25 protein-coding genes are annotated in these 25,604 nt (G+C 69.0%); 19 read left to right on the top strand and 6 right to left on the bottom strand.

What is annotated here, in order from left to right; translation table 11 throughout:
• Positions 1-125 precede the first annotated feature (125 nt).
• Both CLU95_RS04030 and CLU95_RS04025 read right to left on the bottom strand, forming a co-directional pair.
• Positions 126-1,193: an alkene reductase gene (locus CLU95_RS04030; protein WP_218967427.1), complete on the bottom strand. Its 1,068-nt coding sequence runs from the start codon at positions 1,191-1,193 to the stop codon at positions 126-128.
• Between the two features lie 10 nt (positions 1,194-1,203).
• Positions 1,204-1,827, bottom strand: a complete 624-nt coding sequence (locus tag CLU95_RS04025; RefSeq protein WP_099790658.1) for a nuclear transport factor 2 family protein — start codon at positions 1,825-1,827, stop codon at positions 1,204-1,206.
• Between the two features lie 187 nt (positions 1,828-2,014).
• On the opposite strand from CLU95_RS04025, the gene CLU95_RS04020 reads away from it, so the two are divergent.
• The 13 genes from CLU95_RS04020 (at position 2,015) to CLU95_RS03960 (ending at position 15,775) form a co-directional block, all read left to right on the top strand.
• Entirely contained in the window at positions 2,015-2,893 is an 879-nt protein-coding gene (locus tag CLU95_RS04020) for a CoA transferase subunit A (RefSeq protein WP_099790656.1), read from the top strand.
• A gap of 20 nt (positions 2,894-2,913) precedes the next feature.
• Positions 2,914-3,708, top strand: a complete 795-nt coding sequence (locus tag CLU95_RS04015; RefSeq protein WP_099790654.1) for a CoA-transferase subunit beta — start codon at positions 2,914-2,916, stop codon at positions 3,706-3,708.
• A gap of 52 nt (positions 3,709-3,760) precedes the next feature.
• Positions 3,761-4,852 (top strand): NAD(P)H-dependent flavin oxidoreductase, encoded by a 1,092-nt coding sequence (locus CLU95_RS04010; RefSeq protein WP_099790652.1) that lies wholly within the window; start codon positions 3,761-3,763, stop codon positions 4,850-4,852.
• Positions 4,849-5,652, top strand: coding sequence for an enoyl-CoA hydratase family protein (locus CLU95_RS04005; RefSeq protein ID WP_180288533.1), 804 nt, complete (start codon positions 4,849-4,851; stop codon positions 5,650-5,652). Before CLU95_RS04010 ends, CLU95_RS04005 begins: the two co-directional genes overlap by 4 nt.
• A gap of 8 nt (positions 5,653-5,660) precedes the next feature.
• Positions 5,661-6,827 carry an acyl-CoA dehydrogenase family protein gene (locus CLU95_RS04000; RefSeq protein WP_099790650.1) on the top strand — a complete coding sequence of 389 codons (1,167 nt, stop codon included), beginning with the start codon at positions 5,661-5,663 and terminating at the stop codon, positions 6,825-6,827.
• Between the two features lie 10 nt (positions 6,828-6,837).
• Entirely contained in the window at positions 6,838-7,905 is a 1,068-nt protein-coding gene (locus tag CLU95_RS03995; RefSeq protein WP_099790648.1) for an acyl-CoA dehydrogenase family protein, read from the top strand.
• A gap of 3 nt (positions 7,906-7,908) precedes the next feature.
• Positions 7,909-9,111, top strand: coding sequence for an acetyl-CoA C-acyltransferase (locus CLU95_RS03990; protein WP_099790646.1), 1,203 nt, complete (start codon positions 7,909-7,911; stop codon positions 9,109-9,111).
• A 3-nt stretch (positions 9,112-9,114) separates the two neighbouring features.
• Positions 9,115-10,074 carry an SDR family NAD(P)-dependent oxidoreductase gene (locus CLU95_RS03985; RefSeq protein ID WP_218967426.1) on the top strand — a complete coding sequence of 320 codons (960 nt, stop codon included), beginning with the start codon at positions 9,115-9,117 and terminating at the stop codon, positions 10,072-10,074.
• A 174-nt stretch (positions 10,075-10,248) separates the two neighbouring features.
• On the top strand, positions 10,249-11,652 hold the full coding sequence (locus CLU95_RS03980; protein ID WP_099790642.1) for a DcaP family trimeric outer membrane transporter: 1,404 nt from the start codon (positions 10,249-10,251) through the stop codon (positions 11,650-11,652).
• Between the two features lie 51 nt (positions 11,653-11,703).
• Entirely contained in the window at positions 11,704-12,585 is an 882-nt protein-coding gene (locus tag CLU95_RS03975) for a branched-chain amino acid ABC transporter permease (protein ID WP_099790640.1), read from the top strand.
• 80 nt (positions 12,586-12,665) lie between these two features.
• Positions 12,666-14,438, top strand: coding sequence for a branched-chain amino acid ABC transporter ATP-binding protein/permease (locus tag CLU95_RS03970; RefSeq protein ID WP_218967425.1), 1,773 nt, complete (start codon positions 12,666-12,668; stop codon positions 14,436-14,438).
• On the top strand, positions 14,431-15,141 hold the full coding sequence (locus CLU95_RS03965; RefSeq protein ID WP_099790636.1) for an ABC transporter ATP-binding protein: 711 nt from the start codon (positions 14,431-14,433) through the stop codon (positions 15,139-15,141). Before CLU95_RS03970 ends, CLU95_RS03965 begins: the two co-directional genes overlap by 8 nt.
• Before the next feature lie 13 nt (positions 15,142-15,154).
• Positions 15,155-15,775: a phenylacetic acid degradation protein PaaY gene (locus CLU95_RS03960; protein WP_099790634.1), complete on the top strand. Its 621-nt coding sequence runs from the start codon at positions 15,155-15,157 to the stop codon at positions 15,773-15,775.
• 21 nt (positions 15,776-15,796) lie between these two features.
• On the opposite strand, the gene CLU95_RS03955 is transcribed toward CLU95_RS03960, so the two are convergent.
• Entirely contained in the window at positions 15,797-16,312 is a 516-nt protein-coding gene (locus CLU95_RS03955) for a nuclear transport factor 2 family protein (RefSeq protein ID WP_180288532.1), read from the bottom strand.
• Positions 16,313-16,504: 192 nt separating this feature from the next.
• On the opposite strand from CLU95_RS03955, the gene CLU95_RS03950 reads away from it, so the two are divergent.
• Positions 16,505-17,257: an SDR family NAD(P)-dependent oxidoreductase gene (locus CLU95_RS03950; protein WP_099790630.1), complete on the top strand. Its 753-nt coding sequence runs from the start codon at positions 16,505-16,507 to the stop codon at positions 17,255-17,257.
• 63 nt (positions 17,258-17,320) lie between these two features.
• On the opposite strand, the gene CLU95_RS03945 is transcribed toward CLU95_RS03950, so the two are convergent.
• Complete coding sequence (locus CLU95_RS03945; RefSeq protein ID WP_180288531.1) at positions 17,321-18,454, bottom strand: ABC transporter substrate-binding protein; 1,134 nt, start codon at positions 18,452-18,454, stop codon at positions 17,321-17,323.
• Between the two features lie 320 nt (positions 18,455-18,774).
• Between CLU95_RS03945 and CLU95_RS03940 the strand changes: the two genes are divergently transcribed.
• The 4 genes from CLU95_RS03940 to CLU95_RS03925 are packed head-to-tail and all read left to right on the top strand — an operon-like array spanning position 18,775 to position 22,401.
• Positions 18,775-19,674, top strand: a complete 900-nt coding sequence (locus CLU95_RS03940) for an NAD-dependent epimerase/dehydratase family protein (RefSeq protein ID WP_099790626.1) — start codon at positions 18,775-18,777, stop codon at positions 19,672-19,674.
• Complete coding sequence (locus tag CLU95_RS03935) at positions 19,671-20,528, top strand: SDR family NAD(P)-dependent oxidoreductase (protein WP_257214532.1); 858 nt, start codon at positions 19,671-19,673, stop codon at positions 20,526-20,528. Before CLU95_RS03940 ends, CLU95_RS03935 begins: the two co-directional genes overlap by 4 nt.
• 2 nt (positions 20,529-20,530) lie before the next feature.
• Positions 20,531-21,001, top strand: a complete 471-nt coding sequence (locus CLU95_RS03930) for a nuclear transport factor 2 family protein (RefSeq protein WP_099790624.1) — start codon at positions 20,531-20,533, stop codon at positions 20,999-21,001.
• Between the two features lie 23 nt (positions 21,002-21,024).
• Complete coding sequence (locus tag CLU95_RS03925; RefSeq protein ID WP_099797102.1) at positions 21,025-22,401, top strand: enoyl-CoA hydratase-related protein; 1,377 nt, start codon at positions 21,025-21,027, stop codon at positions 22,399-22,401.
• 22 nt (positions 22,402-22,423) lie between these two features.
• On the opposite strand, the gene CLU95_RS03920 is transcribed toward CLU95_RS03925, so the two are convergent.
• Both CLU95_RS03920 and CLU95_RS03915 read right to left on the bottom strand, forming a co-directional pair.
• A complete protein-coding gene (locus tag CLU95_RS03920; RefSeq protein WP_257214531.1) occupies positions 22,424-23,200 on the bottom strand; it encodes an SDR family NAD(P)-dependent oxidoreductase in 777 nt (258 codons plus the stop codon).
• Between the two features lie 136 nt (positions 23,201-23,336).
• The gene (locus CLU95_RS03915; protein WP_099790620.1) at positions 23,337-24,554 is read right to left on the bottom strand and encodes an MFS transporter; all 1,218 of its coding nucleotides are present in this window, start codon (positions 24,552-24,554) and stop codon (positions 23,337-23,339) included.
• A 111-nt stretch (positions 24,555-24,665) separates the two neighbouring features.
• Between CLU95_RS03915 and CLU95_RS03910 the strand changes: the two genes are divergently transcribed.
• Positions 24,666-25,604: a LysR family transcriptional regulator gene (locus tag CLU95_RS03910; protein WP_099790618.1), complete on the top strand. Its 939-nt coding sequence runs from the start codon at positions 24,666-24,668 to the stop codon at positions 25,602-25,604.

Genomic DNA, 25,604 nt, shown 5'->3' with positions numbered 1-25,604 from the left:
AAGCCCTGCAACCGACCATCGCAGGATGGCTCCATTGTGGCGAGCGCCCCTGCTGCAACATCGTTCAATCGGACTAGGATTCGCAGCTTTTTTCAGCCCGGCGCCGCGCCCGGCGGCCTGCTTGCTCAAGGCAGGCAGGGATAGTCCGTATAGCCGGCGGTGCCGGGCGTGTAGAGGGTCTTCGGGTCGAAGTCCGCCAGCGCGGCGTTCTCGCGCAGGCGACGCACCAGGTCGGGATTGGCGATGAAGTGCCGGCCGAAGGAAACCGCTTCGCCTTGCCCCGCCCGCAAGGCCTGGCGAGCGTCGCCGCCATCGAACCCGTCGTTGAGGATCAGCGGCCCGGCGAAATGCCGGCGTGCCATCGCGAAGGCATCCAGCGTCGGCAGGGGCGAACGCATGATGTGCAGGTAGGCCAGCTTCAGCGGCGAGACCGCGTCCAGCAGGCCGCTGTAGGTTTCAAGGGGCGCGGCGTCCGTCACGTCGTTGTAGGGACTCGCCGGGCGGATGCGCAGCCCGACGCGGTCCGCGCCGATGGCCGCGGACATGGCCTGCAGCACCTCGACCATGAAGCGGCGGCGGTTCTCGGCGCTGCCGCCGTAGGCGTCCTCGCGCAGGTTGGTGTTGGTGGCCAGGAACTGCATGGGCAGGTAGCCGCTGGTGCCATGCAGCTCCACACCGTCGAAGCCTGCCTCCCGTGCCAGCACGGCCGCCTGGGCGTACTCCCGGATCACGCCGGGAATCTCGTCCAGGCGCAGCGGACGCGGCATGTCGAACCCGGCCGGGCCGACCGCGTCGGTGAAGATCTTGCCGCTCGCCCGCACCGCCGACGGCGCGACGGTGTCGGCCTGCTTGTTGTGGTGGCTGGCGATGCGGCCGGCGTGCATGAGCTGGGCCACGATGCGGCCGCCCTCCGCATGCACCGCCGACGTCACCCGTCGCCAGGCCGCGACCTGCTGCGGCGTGTGCAGTCCCGGCGTGCGGCAGTAGCCCTTGCCGGCGGCGCTGGGCTGCACGCCTTCGGTGACGATGAGGCCCGCCGTGGCGCGCTGGCGGTAGTACGCGACATGCAGGTCCGTCGGCACGTCGCCTTCGGCGGCACGGCTGCGCGTCATGGGCGCCATGACGATGCGGTTGGACAGCGCGATGGCGCCCAACTGAAGCGGTTCGAACAACGGGTCGATGGTTGGCGTCATGGTGCGGGTCCTAGCGCACGCGGATCTTCGGTTCCGGTGCTCCGCGGCGCATGGTCGCCAGGAATTGTTCCAGCGGCGCAGGCGTTGCCACCTCGGCCGTTTCAGCGCCCGGGGGCTGGGCCCAGAAGTCCTTCCAGCTGGGCCACAGCGCATGCCAGCTGCCTTCGTAGGGTTCGCGTCCAGGCCAGCGCATCTTGCGTTCGCCGATGGGCGGCTTGTTGAGGTCGGTGGCGTACCAGTAGCAAGGCAGGCGCCGGCGAAACAGCCAGCGGCCGTCGATGCGTTCGTAGTCGTCCCAATACAGCATCTGCATGATGACCCAGTCGCCGCCGGCCTCGTGCTCGTTCTTCGAGTACACGACACCGTGCGCGCGGTCGGGGCTGGTGAACTCGATCACGTGCCCGCCCAGGTGGTGCGAGGTGCCGCTGAACTGCTGGCGCAGGGTCTGGTCGACCCAGGCCTTCAGGTGCGCGCGGCCCACCTTGTCGCGGCTCACGCGGATGTCCGGTGCGAACAGTCCGACATGGGCATCCACGTCGCGCATGTCCAGGGACAACGAATACTTGGACACGAGGAATCGAATCTCCTCGATGGATTCCAGCCGATCGACACGTGCAAGAAGTGCTTCCGTCATGAACCCGGTCTCTCCGTCAGTCTGTCAATGAACCGCGTCCATTCTGGTTCGCGCCCTGCACGGCGGGCATCGTCCGATGAGACTACGGGCCGGCTCGAAGGACTTCGCACACGCGCGTAGTCTCATCGGACGATGTGTCCCGCAAGGGGGCTCCACAGAATCGACGCACAGATTCAAGGAGCCAAGGATGAACAAGCAGTTGGGGTTGGATGCGGTCGCTTCGCATCTGCGAGACGGCATGACGGTGGGCATTGGCGGATGGGGCCCGCGCCGCAAGCCGATGGCGGTGGTGCGCGAGTTGTTGAAGTCCCCGGTCAAGGACCTCACGGTCGTGGCCTATGGTGGCCCGGAGGTCGGCATGCTGTGCGCCGCCGGCAAGGTCCGCAAGCTGGTCTACGGCTTCGTGACGCTCGATGCGATTCCGCTGGAGCCGTACTTTCGCAAGGCCCGCGAGGCGGGCGTGCTGGAAGTCTGCGAGCTGGACGAAGGCCTGCTGCACTGGGGGCTGCGCGCCGCAGGCATGCGGGTGCCTTTCCTGCCGACGCGCGTGGGCCTGGGCAGCGACATCCTGACCTACAACCCGTCGTTCAAGACGGTCCAGTCGCCGTATGCCGACGGCGAGGTGCTGCTGGCCATGCCGGCGCTGACGCTGGACCTGGCCCTGCTGCATGTCGACACCGCCGATCGGCTGGGCAACACCCACATCCATGGGCCGGACCCCTTCTTCGACGACCTGTTCGCGCGGGCGGCGACAAAGACCATCGTCAGCTGCGAGGAGATCCACGACCGGCTGGACATCGCGCGCCCCGAGGACGCCAAGGCCAACCTCTTCGAGCGCAACCTGGTCACCCACGTCATCCATGCGCCCTTCGGCGCGCACCCCACCTCCTGCGCGCCGCGCTACGGCTGGGACATGGCGCACCTGAAGCAGTACGTCGCCAGCGCGAGCGAAGCCAACGGCTGGAGCGCCTACGGCGAACAGTTCCTGCGCGGCGACGAGGCCGCCTACCAGTCGGCCGTGGGCGGCGTGCAACGCATCGGCGCCTTGCCGATGCCGATTTTCTGATGCGAAGACAGGACCTTGAGATGAGCCAGACTTCTTCTTTCACCTTGGCCGAATTGCTGATCAGCGCGGCATCCGAAGCGTGGCGCGGCAACGGCGAGCTGCTCGGCTCGGGCATCGGCACGCTGCCGCGCATCGCGCTGGGCGTGGCCAAGCTCACCCATTCGCCGGAACTGCTGATGACCGACGGCGAGGCCTACCTGGTCGAGGAGCCCGTCCCGCTCGGTCCGCGCGGCGACTGGAAGCCCCGCTTCTCCGGCACGATGACCTACGCGCGGGTCTTCGACTGCGTCTGGAGCGGCAAGCGCCACGCGCTGGTCGGCCCGACCCAGATCGACCGCTGGGGCCAGGCCAACATTTCCTGCCTGGGCGACTTCCACAAGCCCAAGGTGCAGATGCTGGGTTCGCGCGGCTTTCCGGGCAACAGCATCAACCACGCCAATTCGATGTTCGTGCCGGTGCACAGCGCCCGTGTCTTCGTCGCCGGCGAGGTCGATGTGGTCGGCAGCGTCGGCTACAACCCCGCGCGCTGGCTGCCCGGCATGAACCGCGATGCGGTGGACCTGCGCCTGATCGTCACCGACCTGTGCGTGATGGATTTCTCCGGCCCCGACCACGCCATCGTGGTGAGGTCGCTGCATCCCGGTGTCAGCTTCGAGCAGGTGCAGGCCGCCACGGGCTTTCCCCTGCTGCGTGCCAAAGACCTGGGCGTCACGCCCGCGCCGACCGACGAGCAGATGGCCTTGATCCGCCAGCTCGACCCGCACGACCTGCGCGCCGGTGTTCTCAAGGACAACCCGCCCGGAGTGCGTTCATGAGCGTCGGCTTTCAGCGCGCGGCGTCGCCCGCCGCCGGCATGGGAGCGGCTGCATGAGCCGGGCCCTCAAGACCGAACTGTGCGACCTGCTGGGTTGCCGCTATCCGATCGTGCAGACGGCGATGGGGTGGGTGGCCGATGCCCGGCTGGTTGCTGCGACCTGCAATGCGGGCGGCTTCGGCTTCCTGGCCGGCGTCACCATCGAGCCCGACAAGCTGGAGGATGAAATCCGCAAGGTCATGGCGCTGACCGACAAGCCCTTCGGCCTGAACTTCCACATGTGGCAATCCAATGCCGCCCAGGCCATCGACCTCGTGGTCAAGTACAGCGAGCGCATCCGCGCCGTGAGCTACGGGCGCGGGCCGGACAAGGCGACCATCCGCCGCTTCAAGGAGGCCGGGGTGCTGTGCATGCCGACGGTCGGCGCGCTCAAGCATGCGCTGAAGGCCGTCGAGCTGGGCGCCGACATCGTCACCATCCAGGGCGGCGAGGGCGGCGGCCATACCGGCAATGTGCCGACGTCCATCCTGCTGCCGCAGGTGCTCGATGCCGTCCGGGTGCCCGTGGTCGCGGCCGGCGGGTTTCACGACGGACGGGGCCTGGCGGCGGCGCTGGGCTATGGCGCGGTCGGCATCGCCATGGGCACGCGCTTCCTGATGACCCGCGACTCGCCGGTGCCCGATGCGACGAAGCAGCACTACGTGGCGGTGAACGACGTGGCCCACATCCGCGTGTCGCACGCGGTGGACGGCATGCCGCAGCGCCACATCGACAACGCCTACCTGCTGCGGCTCGAAGCCGACAGCGGACTCAAGCGCGTGCTGGTGGCGCTGCAGTGCGCCTGGAAATGGAAGGCGCAGACCGGCATGAGCACCGGCCACATGCTGCGCACCGCCGCGAGCGCGCTGCGCGAGGACGGCATGAGCGTGGCGCAGACGCTGATGGCCGCCAACGCGCCCATGCTGATCCAGCGCTCCATCGTGGACGGGCGGCCCGACGAGGGCGTGCTGCCCAGCGGCCAGGTGGCCGCCGCGATCGGCGAGCTCAAGAGCTGCGCCGAGGTGATCGAGGAGCTGGTCGCCCAGGCCCATGCGCGGCTGGACGCGATCGCCGCGCTGACAAGAACGCAGGAGACCCTCTCATGACGAACGACATCGAAAACTCTGTGAAAAGCACCATCGACGCCGGCGTGGCGGAACTGGTGATCGATCACCCGCCGGTCAATGCCCTGCCCAGTGCGGGCTGGCACGCGCTGGCTGCGCGCATCGACCGCCTGGGCAGCGACCCCGAGGTGCGCGTCATCGTGCTGCGCGCCGAAGGGCGCGGCTTCTGCGCCGGCGTGGACATCAAGGAACTGGCGGCACACCCTGCGCGCATTGCCTCGGTCAACGCCGGCAACTACGCGACCTTCCGGGCCATCCACCGTTGCCGCGTGCCGGTGATCGTGGCGGTGCACGGTTTCGTGCTGGGCGGCGGCATCGGCATTTCGGGGGCGGCGGACATCGTCGTCGCGTCGGACTGCGCCACCTTCGGCGTGCCAGAAGTGGACCGCGGCGCGATGGGCGGCGGGGCCCACCTGCAGCGCCTGTTCCCGGTGCAGAAGGTGCGCCACATGTACTTCACCGGCGAGGCCATCGATGCGTCGGAAGCCTTTCGCCTGGGCGCCGTCGAGCGCGTGGTGCCGCGTGCGCAACTGCGGGAGGCGGCGCTGGACATCGGCCGCAAGATCGCGGCCAAGAGCGCCACCATGATCCGCCTGGCCAAGGAGTCGCTCAACGGCATCGAGGACGGCAACCTCGAGGACAAGTACCGCTGGGAGCAAGGCTTCACCTTCGAGGCCTACATGAGTCCGGACTCGCAGGAAGGCCGCGAGGCCTTCGTCGCCAAGCGCGACGCGAGCTTCGATGCGAAGAACGTCGACGTGAACGTTGACGCGAAGGCCTGAGGCGTTCCATGCATCTGCACTACACGGAAAAGCAGCGCCGGTTCCGCGCCGAGGTCCGCGCCTGGCTGGAGGCCCACGTCCCGAAGGAATCGCTGGCCAGCTTCGACACGGCCGAAGGCTTCGCGCAGCACCGCGCCTGGGAGCGCACGCTCAACGCGGGCCGCTGGAGCATGGTGACCTGGCCCGTCGAGCTCGGCGGGCGCGGTTGCGACCTCATCGAGTGGCTGATCTTCGAAGAGGAGTACTGGCGCGCGCAGGCGCCCCTGCGCGTCAACCAGAACGGCATCTTCCTGCTCGGCCCCACGCTGATCGACTTCGGCAGCGCCGAGCAGAAGGCGCGCTTCCTGCCGCGCATGGCCGCCGGCGACGACATCTGGGCGCAGGGCTGGTCCGAGCCCAACGCCGGTTCGGACATGGCCGCCATCAAGGCCAGCGCCGTGCGCGACGGCGACTTCTATGTCATCAACGGCCAGAAGACCTGGTCGTCCCGCGCGGTGTGGGCCGACTGGCTGTTCGGCCTGTTTCGCAGCGACCCCGATTCGCAGCGCCACCACGGGCTGACCTTCCTGCTGCTGCCGCTGAACGCACCGGGCGTGACCGTGCAACCGATCCGCCAGCTCAACGGCGAGGCCGGCTTTGCCGACGTGTTCTTCGACAACGTCAGGGTGCCGGTGGCCAACCGCATTGCGGAAGAGGGCGCGGGATGGCACGTCGCCATGGCCACGGCGGGCTTCGAGCGCGGGCTGATGCTGCGCTCGCCGGCACGCTTCCAGGCGACGGCACGCGCACTGGTGGCGCTGTACCACCGCCACCGTGCGTCGGCCGATCGCGACCCGGCGATCCGCAACGCCGTGCTGCGCGCCTGGATGGATGCCGAGGCCTACACCCTGGCGACCTACCGCACGGCCAGCCGCCTGGACAACGGCGGCAGCATCGGCCCCGAGTCGAGCACCAACAAGATCTTCTGGTCCGAGCTGGACCTGCGGATGTACGAGACCGCCCTGCGCATCCTCGGCCCGGAGGCCGAACTGCTGCCGCCGGTGCGCGAGCCCGGCGTGGTGGGCCACTGGCTCAACGGCTTCCTGCATGCGCAGGCCGGAACGATCTACGCGGGCGCCAACGAAATCCAGCGAAACATCATTGCCGAACGCATGCTCGGCATGCCGCGCTCCTGAGGACACCGCGATGTACTTTCATTTCACCGATGACCAGCGCGAGTTCGGCGAAGCCATGTGCAGCTTCTTCATGAAAGAAGCCACGCCCGAGCTGGCGCGCGAACTGTGGGACACGCCGACCGGGCGCTCGTCCGAGATGTGGGCCCGCGTGACCGCGCAGGGCATGCTGGGCATGTCCGTGCCGGAACGCTTCGGCGGGCTGGGCTGCGGCGACGATGCCTGGTCGCTGATGACGCAGGTCATCGGCTACTACGGCGGCTCCGACGGCTTGTTCGAGACCGCCTGGCTGGCCGCTTCGCTGATCGACGCGCTGGGGCCGGATTCACCGGAGCGCGAGCGCTGGCTCCCGCGCATCGCGGCGGGCGAGGTCCGCCTGGCGATCGGGCATCCGGTCAACCCGCTGGTGGCCGACGCGCATGTGGCCGATCTGCTGCTGCTCGCGCACGGGCACGAAGTCCATGCGGTACACCGCGAGGACGTGCGCATGAGCCCGCGGCGCAGCATCGACGCCTCGCGCCGGCTGTTCCATGTCGAGTGGACGCCCAGCCGCGCCAGCTGCATTGCGGATGCCGAGCTCGGCCAGCGCCTGTGGGCCGACGCGCTGAACCGCGGGGCCCTGGCCGTGGCCGGGCAGATGAACGGATTGACGCAGCGCCTCATCGACCTGTCGGTCGACTACACCGCGCAGCGCAAGCAGTTCGGCAAGCCCGTGGGCAGCTTCCAGGCGGTCAAGCACCTGATCGCCAACGTGGCGGTCGAGCTGGAGTTCGCCAAGCCGGTGACCTACCGCGCCGCCTATGCGCAGGCCGAGCGCGAAGACCTGCGCGACGTCCACGTGTCCCACGCCAAGCTGGTGGCGGCCGATGCGGCGCGCCTGGCCTGCCGCAACGGCATCCAGGTCCACGGTGCCATGGGCTACACGTGGGACATGGACCTGCAGATTTTCGCCAAGCGCGTCTGGGCACTGGACGCGACCTGGGGCGACGAGGCCTTCCACAAGGCCCGCGTCGCGCAGCACGTGTTCGACCCCGCTGCGGCGCTCGGACCCGGCCACACCTTTTCTGAATCGACGGAGTAAGCCATGCATGAAGCAGTGATAGTTGCCACCGCCCGTACCGCCATCGGCAAGGCCTTCCGGGGCGCCTTCAACGACACCGAGGCCCCCGTGCTGGGTGGCCATGTGGTGCGCGCCGTGGTCAAGCGTGCCGGCATCGAGCCGGGCGAGGTCGACGACGTGCTGATGGGCGCAGCGGCGCAACAGGGCACGCAGTCGTACAACCTGGGCCGCCTGTGCGCCTACACCGGCGGCCTGCCGTTGAGCGTGCCGGGCATGGCCATCGAGCGCATGTGCGGCTCCGGCCTCATGAGCATTGCCACCGCCGCCAAGGGCGTGATGTGCGGCGAGCTGGACATTGCCGTCGCCGGCGGGCTGGAGTCGATCTCGCTCACGCAGAACGCGCACAAGAACAGCTACCGCGCACAGTCGCAGGCCGTGCGCGCCGTGGTGCCCGAGGCCTACATCGCCATGATCGAAACGGCGGAAGTGGTGGCCGAGCGCTACGGGATTTCACGCGCCGCGCAGGACGCGTATTCGCTGGCCAGCCAGCAGCGCACGGCCGCTGCGCAGGAGGCGGGCCTGTTCGACGACGAGATCGTGCCAATCACCGTCGACAAGGCGCTGACGGACAAGGAAGGCCAGTCGATCGGCACCACGCGCGTGACCCTGGAGCGCGACGAAGGCAATCGCGCCGACACCACGCTGGAAAGCCTGGCCGCGCTTCGTCCGGTGCTCAAGAACGGCACCTGGGTGAAGGAGGGGCAGCACATCACGGCGGGCAACGCTTCGCAGCTCTCGGACGGGGCCTCGGCGACGCTGCTGATGCGCCGCACCGAGGCGGCGCGCCGTGGCCTGGCACCGCTGGGTGTCTACCGCGGCATGGCGGTGGCGGGCTGCGGTCCGGAAGAAATGGGCATCGGGCCGGTGTTCGCGATTCCCAAGCTGCTGAAGCGGCACGGCCTGGGCGTGAACGACATCGGCTTGTGGGAGATCAACGAGGCCTTTGCCTGCCAGGTGCTGTACTGCGCCGGGCAGCTCGGCATTGCGCACGACCGCCTGAACGTCAACGGCGGTGCCATTGCCATCGGCCATCCCTTCGGCATGTCGGGCGCGCGCATGGTGGGCCATGCGCTCATCGAAGGGCGCCGGCGCGGCGTGCGCTACGTGGTGGTGGCCATGTGCATCGCCGGTGGCATGGGTGCGGCGGCCCTGTTCGAGGTGCTGTGATCCGTGGCCGCCACGAGGGGCGTGGGCACCGCGGGGGCTGAGCGCGCCGGTGTCCTGCAGGGCAAGGCCGTCGTCGTCACCGGCGCCGGCCAGGGCCTGGGCGCGGCCTACGCACGGCTGGCCGCCGCGCAGGGCGCGAGGGTGCTGGTCAACGACATCGATGCAGCGGCCGCGCAGGCGGTGGTGCAGGGCATCGAGGCCGCCGGCGGGCAGGCCGCGGCGAACGCGGCCGACATCTCGATCTGGGCCGGCGCTGCCGAGCTGATCGGCGAATGCATCGGGCGCTTCGGCACCATCGACGGCTTGGTCAACAACGCCGCGCGCTTCTACATGTCGCGGCCCGAGGACGAGGAAGAGGCCGCGATGCGCGCGCTGCTCGCCGTCAATGTGCTGGGCACGGCCTTTTGCGGTGTGCACGCGCTGCGCCACATGCTGGCGCGCGGCCGGGGCGCCATCGTCAATGTCACCTCGGGCTCGCAGACCGGCACCACCTTGCAGGGCGTGTACGGCGCGTCCAAGGGCGCGGTGGCCTCGCTGACCTACAGCTGGTCGGTCGATGCCGCGCCGCACGGTGTGCGCGTCAATGCGGTGTCGCCCATGGCGAAGACGCCGATGGCCGACGTGGCCCGCAGCTATTTCACGGACCGGCATCGCATGCCGTGGCCGCAGGTCGCGGTGAGCCCCGAAGACAACGCGCCCGTCGTGGCCTACCTGCTGTCCGATGCGGCACAAGGCGTCAACGGACAGGTCGTGCGCATCGACGGCGATCGCCTGTCGCTCATGACGCATCCCGCCGTGTTGCATCCGCCGCTGGAGAGCGCCCGCTGGGGCGTGGACGAGGTCGCGCAGGCCTTCGAGGCGCAGCTCAAGTCGCGGCAGCTGCCGGTCGGCGTGGTGGGGGCGGAGCTCGTGCTGCATCCCTACGCACTGCGCTATCCGCGCGCGGCGGACGCCGGCGGCTGAAGGCGCCGATCCATTCGATCCGCCTAGTCTTTAAGGACGATGTTGAGGCGGATGTCTTTCCACAGAATCCGGCCGGCGGACACGCACCGGACACGCACCGGACACGGCGCAATTCGCACAAGGGGTCTTCGGAGACCCCACCGATTTTCATAAAAGCACCAGGAGACAAGAGACATGACGACATTCAGGAAAGTGCCGATGGCGCTGGCCCTCTCGGCGGCGTTCGCCCTGCCTTCGCACGCCGACGAGCTGTCGGACCTCAAGGCGAAGATGAGCGAGATGCTGCTGCAGGTGCAGGCGCTGCAGAAGAAGCAGGACGACATGGAGGCCAGGCAGACGGCCAACGCCGCCGCCAAGCCGGAGGGCGCAGCGCCGGTCGTGGCGGGCACGCTGCCGGGCTCCATCCTGCTGCCGGGCACCAACACCTCGCTGAAGATCGGCGGCTACGTGCAGCTGGCCGCGAGCCGGGAGATGAACGGTTTCATCGGCAACACGCAGACCGTGCTGTCGCCGTTCTCCGCGGCAGCCGGCGGCATTCCGTACTCGGGATCGCAGGCGTCCAAGCGCAGCGGCGAGACCAGCTTCGAGGCGCGCGAATCGCGACTGAACGTCACCACGCTCACGCCCACGCGCTATGGCGACCTGCGCACCCTGATCGAAGGCGACTTCTACGGCACCGGCGGCACCAAGGCCTCGACCAACTCGGTCTCGTTCCGGCTGCGCCATGCCATGGCGGAAATCGGTCCCTGGATGTTCGGCCAGTACTGGTCCAACTCGGCGGACCTGATGCAGGGGCCGGACGTGTACGACTTCGGCGGCCCGGTCGGCCTGGCGGCCCTCAGCCGCGTGCCGCAGATCCGCTACACCTGGAAGATCAACCCGCGTTCCACCTTCTCGACCTCGATCGAGCAACCCACGCAGGACTTCAGCGGCGCGGACAGCGTGGTGTTCCAGGCGGGCTACAACAACATCAGCACCAATTCGCTGGACAAGCTGCCGGACATCACTGCGCGCTATGTCTATGACGACACCTGGGGCCGCCAGTCCTTCGGCTTCGTGGCCCGCCGCCTGACGGCGACCAACGTGGGCGGCGCGGGCACGGCGGGCGCGGCGCTGGGCGACAAGACCCTGAGCACCACCGGCTACTCCCTCAACAACCAGGGCACCTTCAACGTGTTCGGCAGGGACAAGCTGGGCTACCACCTGGTCTGGGGCAAGGGCGCCGGCCGCTACATCACGCAGCAGCAGCCGTCCGCCGTGCTGTATCCCAACGTGGCCGGCGCGCCCAACGCGCTCGACGCCATCAAGTCGCGCGGCTTCAACATCTCCTACCTGCACTACTGGAACGACCAGTGGCGCTCGACCATCGACTACGGCAAGGTCCGCACCACGGTGCCGCATCCGCAGCTGCCGCTCACCACCATGAGTTCGGTGGAGTCGGTCTTCGCCAACCTGATCTGGTCGCCGGTGCCGCAGGCCGAACTCGGGCTGGAGTACGCCTGGGCCAAGATCAAGAACGACGTGCCCAAGTCCGGCATCGGCAGCCGCTTGTCGTTCATCGGCAAGTACAAGTTTTAATGGCCGACAGGGCGGCCGGCCATCGGCCGCCGACATTCAAGGGCAGTGACTATGGTTGACGAATTTGCGATTGTGGTGATCCGCGGCATCGGCCTCGGCGCGATCTTCGCGTTGATCGCGATGAGCATGAACATCGTCTACGGGGCGACGCACATCCTCAACTTCGCGCAGGGCAACATGTTCGTGCTGGGCGGCTTCGTCGCCGTGGCCGCGACGCCCGCCGGCCAGAGCATGGTGCTCTGGCTGGCGCTGATCCCGGCGGCGGCGCTGGTGCTGGCGCTGGTGGTCGCGGTGCAGGGCTGGATCACGCTGGTGCCCCTGCGGCATTCGGTGGAACAGAACTCCTGGCTGATCACGACCATGGCCGTGTCCATCATGATCAGCGCCACGCTGCTGCTGGTGCAGGGCCCCTGGGCCGCGACGGCGCGCAGCCCGATGCCGCCGCTGGTGCTGTTCGGCGTGCGCACGCCCGGCCCCTACATCGCCGTGATGGCGTTGGCCGTCTTCTGGTTCATTGCCTTGCGCCTGTTCCTCACCCGCACGCTGGTCGGCCTGGCCGTGAGCGCGCTGTCGCAGGACCTGGAGGCCGCGCGCGCCGCGGGCCTGAAGGTGCGCCAGCTGCAGCTGCTGGCCTTCGGCATCAGCGGCCTGGTGGTGGGCAGCGCGGGCTTCGTGGCAGCCCCGCTGATGTCGATCTCGGCCGACACGGGCATCCGCTACGTGCTCAACGGCTTCGTCGCTTCGGTCATCGGCGGCATGGGCAGCAACCTGGGTGCCATGGTGGGCGGCGCGCTGGTGGGCGTGGTCTCGATGCTGGCCATCTACCTGGTCGGCGGCGAGTACCAGGGCCTGGTGTCGCTGCTGCTGCTGGTGGGCATGTTGCTGATCCGTCCCGAAGGCCTCTTCGGTCGGGCGAGCGCGCGCCGCGTGTGATGAGCGTCTCTCTGGAAACCCTTCGAATGACATCCACTGTCTCTACGCCCGCCGTCCCGGGAGCGGCCCGCCGCTCCCGCATGGATGCGGACACCGGGCAACTGGCGATCGCCTGCGTGCTGATCGTGCTGAGCGGGCTGGTGCCCGACTGGGTCGGCAACGACTACTGGACGCACAGCTTCCAGCTGGTCAACCTGTTCATCGCGGTCGCCGCCTTTCAGAACCTGCTGATGCACGACGCCGGCCAGACCTCTTTCGGCCAGGGCGCGATCTTCGGCGTGGCCGCTTACGGTGCAGCCGTCGTTGCCAGCCTGTACGGCCAGCCCTACTGGGTGGCGGCCTGCTGCGGCGTGGCGGCAGCGGTCGTGGCGGGATTCCTCTATGCGCTGCCGTCGCTGCGCGTGCAGGGCTACTACCTCGGCTTCGTCACGATGAGCGCGGCCACCGTGTTCCCGGAAATGCTGGTGGCGGCGAACCGCTACACCAACGGCATCAACGGCCTCTCGCTGAGCTTCTCTTCCTGGCATGAACGCACGGTGCTCGGCGTCTCGCCGATGACGCTGGCGGTCTGCGGCGTGGCCTGCGCCGCATTGGCCGCGCACGTGCTGCTGCGACGGACCGCACTGGGGCGGCTGCTGCGCGTGGCCGCCAGCAGCCCCGAGGCGGCACAGTCCCTGGGCGTCTCGCCGGGCCTGATGCGCTGCTTTGCCTTCACCCTCGTGGCCTTCGGCACGGGCATCGTCGGCACGCTCTACGCGCCCATCGTCGGCTTCGTCAGTCCCGCGGCCTTCAACCTCGACACGTCCATCCTGTTCTTCCTGGCGGTGATCGTCGGCGGACGCGGCCACATCCTGGGCACCGTGGTCGGGGTGTGGGTGCTCTACCTGTTGCCCAACATCCTGCTGGCCGAGCTGTTCCAGTACCGCCTGCTGGCCTATGGCGCCGCGGCGCTGGTCGTCATGCTGCTGCTGCCGGACGGCATCGTCGGCACCTTCGAGCGCTGGCGCCAGCGTCGCCGGGAGGCCCAGCCGCCGTTGAACGTGAACCTGGAGTGCCTGCTCGAAGGCGGCACTGCCAAGGCGCGCGTGGGCGAGTCTGCATCGGGCGACGCCATCGACGTGCGCTCGGCGACCAAGCGCTATGGCTCGGTGGCGGCGCTGGACGGTGTCGACCTCCGGGTCAGGCGCCACCAGATCCACGGCCTGGTCGGCGCCAACGGCTCGGGCAAGACCACGTTGCTGAACATGCTGAGCGGCTTCTCGCGCCTGGACAGCGGCTCTGTGCGCATGGCGGGCCGCGAGGTGAGCTCGCTGCCTGCGCACCGCATCGCCCGGCTGGGCCTGGGGCGCACCTTCCAGAAGCCGCGCATCTTCCCGGCAATGACGCTGTGGGAGAACGTGGAGATCGGCGTGGACGCCTCGCGTGTCGTGCGCAGTGCGCGCGGTATGGGCGGGCAGGGCGGGCAGGGCGGGCAGGCGCATCCGGCCGAACTGATCGCGGCACTGGCGCTGGCCATGGCCGGCGGCCACGTCGACCTGGTGCCCCACGGGCAGCGCCGGCTGGTCGAACTGATGCGCGTCGTGCTGATGGGCGCGGACATCATCCTGCTGGACGAGCCGGCGGCCGGGCTCTCGCCGTCGGAGCGCGAGCAGTTCAAGCAGCTGCTGCGCCGCCTGCGCGATGACCTGGGCAAGACCGTGGTGCTGGTCGAGCACGACCTGGAGCTGGTCTGGGACATCGCCGACACCATCACCGTGCTGGAGGCCGGCAAGGTGGTCGCGCACGGAAGCGCCGGCGACATCGCCGAAAACCCCTTCGTCCGCAAACTGTTCATCGAGCCGGCCCATGCTTGAAACCACACAACTGCGCTCGGGCTACGGCAATGTGCCGGTGCTGCGCGACATCGATCTCTCGGTCAAGCCGGGAGAGATCCTGCTGGTGGTGGGCGAGAACGGCGCGGGCAAGTCCACGCTGCTGCGCACCATCGGCGGCTTCATCAAACCCGAACAGGGCCGCATCCGGCTGGACGGCAAGGACATCGGCGGCATGAGTCCCGAGGCCATCGCACGCAGCGGCCTGCGCCTGGTGCTGGACGGGCACCGCGTGTTTCCCGACATCTCGGTGTGGGACAACCTGCGCCTGGGCGCGGTGATCCGCCGCGACCAGCGCGGTTTCGACCGGGCGATCGAGGAGGTGTTCGACGTCTTCCCCATCCTCAAGGAGCGGCTGAAGCAGCCCGCGCGCAACCTGAGCGGCGGGCAGCAACAGATGCTGGCGCTGGGCCAGGCCTTCGTCGCGCAGCCGCGTGTGCTGCTCAGCGATGAACCCTCGCTGGGCCTGGCGCAGTCGCTGCTGCCGCCCATCCTCAACTTCCTGCGCCGCTGGGCGGCATCGGGCACGGCGATCGTGATCGTCGAGCAGCACATCGACATCGCCTTGTCGGTGGCCGACCGGGCCATGGTGGTCGAGCGCGGCGCCATCAAGCTCAGCTGCGCCGCCCGGGACCTGAAGGCCCACCTGAAGCAGCAGGCGGATGCGGTGGCGCATCCGGTATGAACGGCGCACGGCGATGACGATCGTGTATGAATTCGATGGCGTGCGGCCGGTGGTCCATCCCTCGGCCTATGTCCATCCGACGGCGGTGCTGATCGGCGACGTGATCGTCGGCGCCCGGTGCTACGTCGGCCCGGCGGCTTGCCTGCGCGGCGACTTCGGTCAGCTGGTGCTGGAGGACGGGGTGAATGTCCAGGACACCTGCGTGATGCACAGCTTTCCCGGGCGGGCCTCCGTCGTCGAGGCCGACGGCCACATCGGCCATGGCGCGATCCTGCACGGCTGCCGCATCGGCCGCAATGTGCTGGTCGGCATGAACGCCATCGTCATGGACAACGCGGTCATCGGCGAGTCCAGCCTGGTGGCGGCCTTGAGCTTCGTCAAGAAGGGCATGGTGGTGCCGGCGCGCTCGATGGTCTCCGGCATTCCAGCGCGGGTGGTGCGCACGATGACCGACGACGAGGTGTTCTGGAAGTCCGAAGGCACGACCGAATACCAGCGCCTGGCGGCCGTGTCGCTGCGCACCCTGCGGGCCGTCGAGGCGAGCACCGAGATCGAACCCGACCGCAAGAGCGTCGCCTTCGCGCTGGAGGCCCACGCGCGCCTGGCGCGCAGGCGCGATGCCACGGCGCCCTGAGCCGCGCGGCGCCTGCCGGGCCTACTTGCCCAGGAACTCGAAGAAGTCCCAGGCCGGGTCCTGCGGCCCGTGCGCACCCGTGAGCGGCCAGCGCCGCAGCGAAGGCTGCACTTCGTTCCAGTCCATCACGGCCTTGCGGCTCTGGAACTTCCAGACGCCGTCGCGCCGCGTGTAGCGGTCGAGATAGCGTCCGCCGGTGATCACCTGTTCCTCCTGCCCGTCGGCGCCGGTCTTCAGGTGACAGGCCACGACATAGACCTCGCCTTCGGCCCGGTCGCCGCGCCAGGCGATCAGGTGGTTGCTGACCTGGTGGAAGGTAGCGTGCATCTTGTGCGCGATGGAGGGCAGCCAGTCGATGTACGCGCGGGCCGGACCCTGGAAGAGGCTGCCGTGGTCGTCGGTGGCGTCGCCGTGGTAGAGCGCGTGCATCGCGGCCCAGTCGTGCCGGTCGATGGCGCGGCAATAGCGGATCGCCAGGTCCTGGATCTCGCGGTGGTCGAGCAGGCGCTGCAGGGCGTCAGGGGTGGGGTCGGACACGAAGTTTTCTCCAGGGATCGCCTGCAGCGTAGGGGCGATCTCGATGCGCTGAATCGTCCGCTTGGACGATGAGCGCATGGGCACGCTTCGATAAGGTCATGGCGTCGGGCGCATGCATTCGCTGTGCAACGGACCCACACGACAACCCACACAACAACCCACACAACAGACCCGAGGATCAGGAGACAAGACATGAGCCTGCAAGGAAAAATCGCCGTCGTGACCGGCGGCGCCAATGGCATCGGCCACGCGGCGGCACTGCGGCTGGCACGCGACGGCGCGGACATCGCGCTGCTGGACCGGGACGAGGCCGGGCTGCGCCAGACTGCCGCGGATGTGCGCGCGCTCGGCCGGCGCGCGCAGACCTACGCCATCGACTGCACCAGCGAGCCTGCGGTGCGCGAGGCCTTTGCCGGCATCGACCGCGAGTTCGGGCGCGTGGACATCCTGTTCAACAACGTCGGCCAGGGCGCGCGCGAAAACACGCACGAGTTCCTGGAGGCCGACCTGGCGTCCATCGATTTCCTGTTCGCCGTGAACCTCAAGACCTGTGTGCTGTGCTCGCAGCAGGTGGTGGCGCAGATGCGCGAGCGCCGCAGCGGCAAGATCATCAACGTGACCTCGGAAGCGGCCGTCAACGGTGTGCTGCGCAACTGGGACTACGCGGCGATCAAGGCCGGCGTCATCGGCTTCACGCGCGCCCTGGCGCGCGAGATGGCGCCTTTCCAGGTCAACGTCAACGTGATCGGCCCCGGTGCCACGCGCACCCGCGCGATCGAGCAGGCCCCCAAGGACCTGATGGACAAGGTGATCGCGGGCATTCCCATGCAGCGCATCGCCGAGCCGGAAGAGATTGCCAGTGTGGTCTCGTTCTTTGCGGGCGACGCCAGCAACTACGTGACCGGGCAGACGCTGCTGGTCAACGGGGGCAACTGGATGCTGTGAGCGCGGCGGCAGCGGCCTGCGTCTTCCGGCAGGCCGCTCCTCGTTGCTGTTCCGTTCCTGTTCCTACAGGCAGCTGCGCTCGGGCAGGCCGTCTTCGCGTTTCTTGTCGGGCCGGGTGACGAACACGATGGCATCGGTGCCGACCAGGAAGTGGTTGGCGGGCGACGCCGACAGCGGACCGTTGATGCGGCCCTTGATGGCCTGCGCGTTCTTCTCGATCCACGCCGCCAGCACCGGGCCGTCGAAGGACTGGGTGGCCTCGACCGCCGCCTTCACGATGTAGACCCCGTCGTAGGCCATGCTCACGACCTGCTGGTTGAGCTGGGCGAAGTTCTTGCTGTCGGCGGCCTTGAGCTTCGTGACGAACTTGCCGAACTCGGTCTGGCCCACTGCGTCGCCGGGGCAGTAGGTGTAGGCCTTGAGCAGCTGGCCGGCGGTCAGCCCGTTGCTGAACGCATCGGGACCGCCGGTGCGCATGACCATCGGCACATTCAATGCAGCCGAGTTGCTGACCAGCTTGACCTTCCAGCCCACCTCGTCGAGGTTCTTCAGGATGGAGCCGGTGTCGTCGCCCGTGCTGCTGACCTGCAGCAGCACCTCGGGGTTGCCCCGGCGCAGCGACAGGACCTGCGAGGTCATGTCGGTGATGTGCGGCTCATGCTGCTGCGTGCCGGTCACCTTGATGCCGCGCGCCGCGAGCATGCGCTGCAGGTTCTCCTGCGCGGACTTTCCCTGGCTGCCCGTGTCGGTGATGATCGCCGCCGATTTGACCTTCAGCACGTTGGCGATGTAGTCGGTCATGGCCTCGGAGACGGCCTCGATGCTGGTGAACAGGCTGAAGTGGTAGGGCGCCACCTTGGGCGTGATGGCCGACGAGCCGGAGACGCTGATGTTGGCGATGCGGGCTTCGGTCAGCACCGGCGCGATGGCCAGCGTCGCCTGGCTCACCATGGGGCCGACCAGGACCTGGATCTTGTCCTTGGAGATCAGGCGCTTGACGGCGGTGACCGCCTGGGTCGGGTCGTTGGCGTCGTCGCCGACGAACAGGTCGACCTGGCGCCCGAGGATGCCGCCGGACTTGTTGATTTCGTTGACCGCCATCTTGTAGCCGGCCAGCGAGGTCAGCCCGTTGGCCGGGTTGCCGGTCATCGACACCAGCGCACCGAGGCGCACAGGCTCGGCGGCCGTTTGGGCCAATGCCGACAGGCAGCAGGCACTGGCGACGAGTCCGGCGACCAGGGTGCGCCGGGCAGGGGAAAGAACAGGGGCTCGGTGAGGGGCTCGCGAAGGCTTCATTTGTCTACTCCATCGTTATTGAAAGAATGCGAGGCTTGCCGCACGGGCGCGGGGCTTCAGTGCGGATGGTCTGTACTTCGGGGTGGGCAGGCATCGTCCAGTCGGACTAAGGTCTGCTCGGCGTTTCTCTAGTCTGAACAGACGACGACGGGCGCAGGGGGCGAAAGCAAGATGGGGCGTCACGGGGATTCTCTTCCCCGATCCATTGGACAAGGAGCCCCATGCAAATTCTCGTCGTCGGCGGGTCCGGAATGATTGGCGGACACGCAGCCCTGCATCTGGCGGCCTCGGGGCACGAGGTCACGATCGCCTCGCGCAACCCACCGGCCGGGGCGACGCCGATGTCGGCCCTGGCATTTCTTCAGGGCGACTACGTGGCCGGGAGCTTCAGGACCGCCGATCTCGCGCGCTTCGACGCGCTGGTGTTCGCGGCCGGGCAGGACCCGCGCCACCTGCGCAAGGGAGACGACGCCGCGGTGCACTGGGAACGTGCCAACGTGGAAGCAGTGCCGCGCTTTTTCGCGCAGGCCCGTGATGCCGGTGTGCGGCGCGCCGTCAACATCGGCAGCTTCTATCCGCAGGCCGCGCCGCAACTGATGGCGGGCAACCCCTACATCCTGTCCCGCCATCGCGTCGACGAGGCCGTGCGCGCGCTCTCCACGCCGGATTTCGGCGTCGTCTGCCTGAACCCTCCCTACATGCTCGGAGCCGTGCCTGGCCTCGGCTCGCGGGCGTTCGAGCGCCTGACCCACTACGCCCAGGGACGGGTCCCGAAGATCCCGGTGTTCGCGCCGACGGGCGGCGTCAATTTCATGTCGACGCGATCGCTGGCGCAGGCAATCGAAGGTGCGCTGATGCGCGGCGAAGCGGGGCGGGCCTACCTGGTCGGCGACCGGAACCTCTCCTTCCTCGACTACTTCACGGCCTTCTTTCGCGCCGTGGGCAACACCGCGGCGATCCCGCAGCTGGCGCAGGACCATCCGCTCGCGTCCAGCTATGCGGGGCTGGGCGGGACCCTCTACTTCGAGCCCGATCCGGCGCAGACCGCACTGCTGGGCTATGCCCGGGACGACATCACCCGCGCGATCGAGGAGATCGTCGCCCAGTACAGGCACCCATGACGCCGACGCGCATGCCCCCGACGATCGATCTGCACGGCAAGGTCGCGTGGGTGACCGGCGGCGGCGCCGGCATCGGCCGCGCGATCGTCGAGGCCTATGTGCAACTGGGCGCGCGCGTGGTCGTCGCCGAGGCCGACCCCGGACGTGCCGCCGGCCTCGAGGCCGCGCTCAATGCGCAGGGCGCGGATGCGCTGGTCAGCTGCACCGACGTGCGCAATCCGGAACAGGTCGATGCCTGCGTCGCCGCGATCGGGCAGCGCTATGGCCGGCTGGATGTGCTGGTCAACAACGTCGGCGATTTCCTGCGCATCTTCGGTCGCTTCGAGCGGCACACCGAGGCGCAGTGGGAACAGCTGTACGACATCAACCTGAAGCAGGTGTTCCGCGTCACGCGCGCGGCCTTGCCGCTGATGCTGCGCACCGAGGGCGACCGTTCCATCATCAACCTCACGACCATCGAGGCGTTCCGCGGCATTCCGAATTGCCCGGTGTATTCGGCCTTCAAGGCCGGCCTCACCGGCTTCACGCGCAGCCTGGCGGTGGGCCAGGCGCCGCGCGGCATCCGCGTCAATGCCATCGCCCCGGAGACCACCGATTCGCTCCAGGTGGACCTGTCGGGCCTGCCGCCCGGGCTGCGCGAGAACCCGCAGCACTGGGTGCCGCTCGGACGCTATGGGCGGCCGCGCGACGTCGCGGGCGCCGCCGTGTTCCTGGCCAGCGAGTTGTCGTCGTGGGTCACCGGCACGACGCTGCATGTCGATGGCGGCGCGCTCGCGGCGGGCGGTTTCTATCGCACGCCTGAAGGCCACTGGACCAACGCGCCACTGGTCAGTGGCTCCGGGTTCTCCATCTAGGCATGGACACGCGCGATCGGCCGGCCGTCATGGCGTCCGTGAAGGGCATCGAAGCCCTGGAGGCGATCGAAGCGATCCGGCAGCTCAAGGCCCGCTACTGCCTGTGCGTCGACGGCCAGCGATGGGACGAACTGCGCGAGCTCTTCACGCCCGAGGCGGCCACGGACACCGGCGGCCAGGGCCGATCGCGCGGCCGCGACAGCTTCGTGGACAAGGTGTCGACGCTGTTGACCGGTGCCGTCACGCTGCATGTCGCGGGCATGCCCTTCATCACGCTGCAGTCGTCCACCGCCGCCCACGGCATCTGGACCATGGAAGACCGGCTGTGGTTTCCCGATGCCGCCGCGCCGGATGGCTGGCGCCACTGGCAGGGCAGCGGCCGTTACCACGAAGACTATGTGCGTGTGCAGGGGCGCTGGCTGATCCGCACGATGCGGCTGGAGCGGGTGGAACCGGGGCCGCGGCACGGTTGAACGCTTTTTCTTTGGAGCTGGAAATGTCCACGCCTGTCACCTCGTCCACGCACGGCCGCATCGGTGTGATCACCGTCCACGCGCCGCCGGTCAACGCCTTGTCGCAGGCGGTCCGGGCCGGCCTGCTGGAGGCGGTGCGGCGTGGGGGCGAAGACCCCGCGCTGGATGCGCTGGTGCTGCGCTGCGAGGGGCGCACTTTCATCGTCGGCGCGGACATCCGCGAGTTCGACCGACCGATGCAGGCGCCTCACCTGGCCGAGGTGGTCCGTGCCGTCGCGCAGTCCGCCAAGCCCGTCATCGCCGCCATGCACGGCACGGCCCTGGGCGGCGGCTTCGAGTTGGCGCTGGCCTGCCAGTTCCGCGTGGCACTGGCCTCGGCCCAGGTCGGCCTGCCCGAGGTCAAGCTCGGTATCCTGCCCGGTTGCGGTGGAACGCAGCGCCTGCCCCGGCTCATCGGCGTGGACGCCGCGCTGCGGCTGATCGTCGAAGGCGACCCCATCGGTGCGGCCCAGGCGATGGCCTTGGGCGCCATCGATGCCGTGATCGACGGCGATCTGCTGGCGGGCAGCCTGGCCTTCGCCGAAGAGGTGGTGGCGGGCAAGCGACCGATGCGCCCCGTCGACGAACGTCCCATTGCGCAGATTGATCTGCAGGTCTTCGATGACTGGGAGAAACGCGTCGCCACGACATACCGAGGCTTTCTCGCGCCCGCTTACAGCATCCAGGCGATCCGGGGGGCCTGCGAACTGACGTTGACCGAAGGCCTGGCGCGCGAGGACGAGCTGACGCGGGCGTTGCTGGCTTCGCCGCAGTCCGCGGCGTTGCGGCACCTGTTCTTCGCCGAGCGCGAAGCGAGGAAGGGGCTCGGCACGCAATCCGTGCGGGTCGGCATCTGCGATGGCTTCATCGGCAACCGCATGCTGGCCAGGCGCTCGCGCGAAGGCTTCTTCATGCGGGAGGAGGGCGCAACGCCGTGGCAGATCGACAAGGTGCTGTTCGATTTCGGCTTTCCCATGGGCCCGTATGCCATGAGTGACCTGGCCGACCCGGACACCGAGGCCCTGATCGTGGCGCACTCGTATCGGCGAGGGCTGGTGCGCCGCCCGTTGCCGGACGCCGAGATCCTCGAGCGCTGCCTGTTCGCCATGATCAACGAAGGCGCGAGGATTCTGGAGGAAGGCGTGGCCTTGCGCGCGCTCGACATCGACGTGGTCTGGGTCCACGGCTTTGGGTTTCCCCGCTACCGGGGCGGCCCGATGTTCCATGCGGACCAGATCGGCCTGAAGCACATCCTTCGCGCAATGCAGGGCTACCAGCAGACGCTGGGCGCTGAACACTGGACGCCGTCGCCGCTGCTTGCACGTCTGGCCAGTGAAGGCAAGGGGTTCTACAGCCTCTGAGCCGGGTGGTGTGCGATCGCCTTCAGCCCAGCGACATGCCGCCGTCGAGCGTGACTTCGGCGCCTGTGCAGTAGGCCGCTTCATCGGAGGCCAGGAACGCCACCAGGCGCGCGACTTCCTCCGGGGTGCCCCGCCTGGGAATGGGCTGCTTCGCATAGACCGGCACGGCGGGCTCGCCCGTCGTGGCTGCGCGCAGCCCGGCCATCTGCGTCGCGATGGCGCCGGGCAGCACGGCATTGACGCGGATGTTGTCGGGCCCGAACTCCAGCGCCGCGCACTTGCTCATACCCAGCACCGCGTGTTTGCTGGCGACGTAGGCCGAGCCGTCGCGCATGCCCTGGCGGCCGGCCAGCGATGCGATGTTGACGATGGCTCCGCCGCCGGCGCGTCGCAGCGCCGGCAGTGCGGCCTTCATGCCGAGCCAGCAGCCGACCTGGTTCACGTCGATCACGCGGCGATAGCTGTCCAGCGTCATGGCTTCGATGGACTGCCAGGCCAGCACGCCGGCGTTGTTCACCAGGATGTCCAGTCGGCCGAAGGCCTGCTCGGCGGTGGCCACGGCGGCAGTCCAGGAGGCCGGGTCGCGCACGTCCAGCGCCACCGCGCGCGCGGCATCGCCCAGCACGTGCGCAAGTTGCCGGGCCGCCTCCGCGGCAATGTCGGCGATCACCACCTGTGCGCCCTCCTTGACGAAGAGGCGCGCGATTGCCTCACCCATGCCCTGTGCGGCGCCACTGACCAGTGCGGTTTTGCCTTCGAGTTTCCCCATCTTCTGCTCCTTGAAAAATGGTGAAGGCATGGTGCGTCGGCTGCCGCGCGCAGGCATCGTCCGAATGAAGGGGGCGGGGTCCTGGGCGTTGCCGGAGTTCGCCTGAGTTGAAAACGCTCATCCTGGCGCGAGCTGCTGTCCTGCTTCGGTCCCGCGGCTGACGCGGCTACGCAGCCTGGCGCGGCCAGAGCCGCACCGCCAGCGCGGCGGCGGCCGTGGCGGTCGCCAGCACCGTCACGCCGGCCCAGCCCCAGGCGGCGAGCGCCAGCGCACCCAGCGCCGAGCCGGCCGCCATGCCGATGAACATGCCGGTGAACAGCACCGCATTGAGCCGGCTGCGCGCGCCGGGCTCGATGCCGTAGACGATGGTCTGGTGCGCGATCAACGTCGCCTGCATCCCCAGGTCGAAGCCGACGGCGGCGAGGGCCAGCAGCCACAGCTGCGCATGCGGCGCCATCAGCGGCGCCAGCCCCATGGCCGCGAACGACACCACCGTCAGCCCCGCGCCCAGGCGCGTCACCAGTTCGGGCCCGCGCCGGTCGGCGAGCCGCCCGGCCAGCGGCGCCGCCAGCGCGCCCGCCGCGCCGGCCAGGCCGAAGGCGCCTGCGGCCGCGCTGCCCAGGTGGAAGGGCGCGCCGTGCAGCATCACCGCCAGCGTCGACCAGAACGCGCTGAAGCCCACGGCCAGCAGCGCCTGGGCCAGCGCCGCACGGCGCAGCGTGCCGTGGCGCGACCACAGCGTGCCCAGCGAGCCGAGCAGTGCGCCGTAGGCCAGGTGCGTGGTCGGCCGGAAGCGCGGCAGCCCGCGCCAGGCCGCGGCGCCGATGAGCGCGATGCTGGCCGCGGCCGCGATGAACATCGCGCGCCAGCCGAAGTGCTCGGCCACGAAGCCGCTCACCACGCGCGACAGCAGGATGCCCAGCAGCAGCCCCGTCATCACCGTGCCGACCGTCTTGCCGCGCGTGGCGTCGGGCGCCAGTGTGGCGGCGGCGGGCACGATGTCCTGCGCCATCGTGGCCGCCAGCCCGATGGCGAGGCTGGCTGCGAGCAGCACGCCGATCGACGGTGCGGCGCCGGCCACCAGCAGTGCGGCGCACAGCGCTGCCGCCTTGATCAGCACGATGCGGCGCCGGTCGAAGCGGTCGCCCAGCGGCGCCAGCAGCAGGATGCCCAGCGCATAGCCCAGCAGCGTGAGCGTGGGAATGAAGCCGACCGCCCGGGTGGAGGCGCCGATGTCGGCGCCCAGCACCCCGAGCATCGGCTGCACGTAGTAGAGCGACGCCACCGACAGCCCCGCGCCGGCGGCCAGCAGCAGGACCAGCGAGGCCGGCAGGCCGTGCCCCTGCGCCGTGGCCGGTGCATGCGTGCTTTGAATGGAAGACATGGTGTTAACCCTTGAATCTGAAGCGATGCCTGAAATGTGCTCGCTCGAGGCTTGGCTTGGTAGTCCCGCGGGTCGCACAATGTCTATACGTCAGACGTATAAAGAAGCGCCATGTCAACTTCCCCCGCTGTCGATCGCATCGAACTGATGCAGACCTTTGTCCACATCGTCGAGGCCGGCAGCCTGTCGGCCGCCGCGCTGCAGATGGGCGCGACCCAACCGACCGTGAGCCGTCGCCTGCAGGCACTGGAGCGCTCGCTAGGCGTGCGGCTCCTGCGCCGCTCCACCCACGCCATGAAGCTCACGGAGGACGGCGAGCGTTGCTACGAGCGCGCCAGGGAGCTGATTGCCGACTGGCATGCCTTCGAGGCCGACCTGCGCGGCGTGGGCGACGAGCCCGAGGGCACGCTGCGCGTGGTGGCGCCGCATGCACTGGGCCAGATGCTGCTGGTCGGCCCGTTGGCCGATTACCTGCGCGCTTACCCGCGCGTGTCCGTCGAATGGCTGCTGAACGACCGCCGGCCCGACTTCATCGCCGAAGGCGTCGACTGCGCGATCCAGGTGGGCGAGGTGACCGACGCCATGGCCGTGGCGGTCAAGCTCTCGGAGGTGCCGCGCGTGGTGGTGGCCGCGCCTTCGGTGCTCGAAGGACGCACGCCGCCCACGCACGCGGCGGAACTGGCCGGGTTGCCGTGGCTTGCGCTGCGCACGTTCTATCGCAACGAAGTGCTGCTCACGCACTGGCCGAGCGGCGAAACGGCACGCGTGCCGATCCACCCGCGCATGAGCACCGACAGCCTCTATGCGCTGCAAAGTGCGGCCCGCATGGGCCTGGGCGCCTGCCTGGGGTCGACCTGGCTGCTGAAGGCCGACATCGCTGCGGGGCGGCTGGTGCAGCTCGTGCCGCAATGGCAGGCGGCGCCGCTGCCCGTGTACCTGGTCTATCCGCACGCGCGCTTCCAGCCCGCGCGCCTGCGCCGTTTCATCGAGGCGATGCGGCTTGCGCTGGCCGACCCGACGGGCCGCGCCTGGGAAGCGGACGTGGCCTGA

It is taken from the genome of Variovorax sp. 54, from assembly GCF_002754375.1.
GTDB lineage: Bacteria > Pseudomonadota > Gammaproteobacteria > Burkholderiales > Burkholderiaceae_C > Variovorax.
Note: the sequence above shows the minus strand (reverse complement) of the source record. Positions and strands in the feature narration are given on the sequence as shown.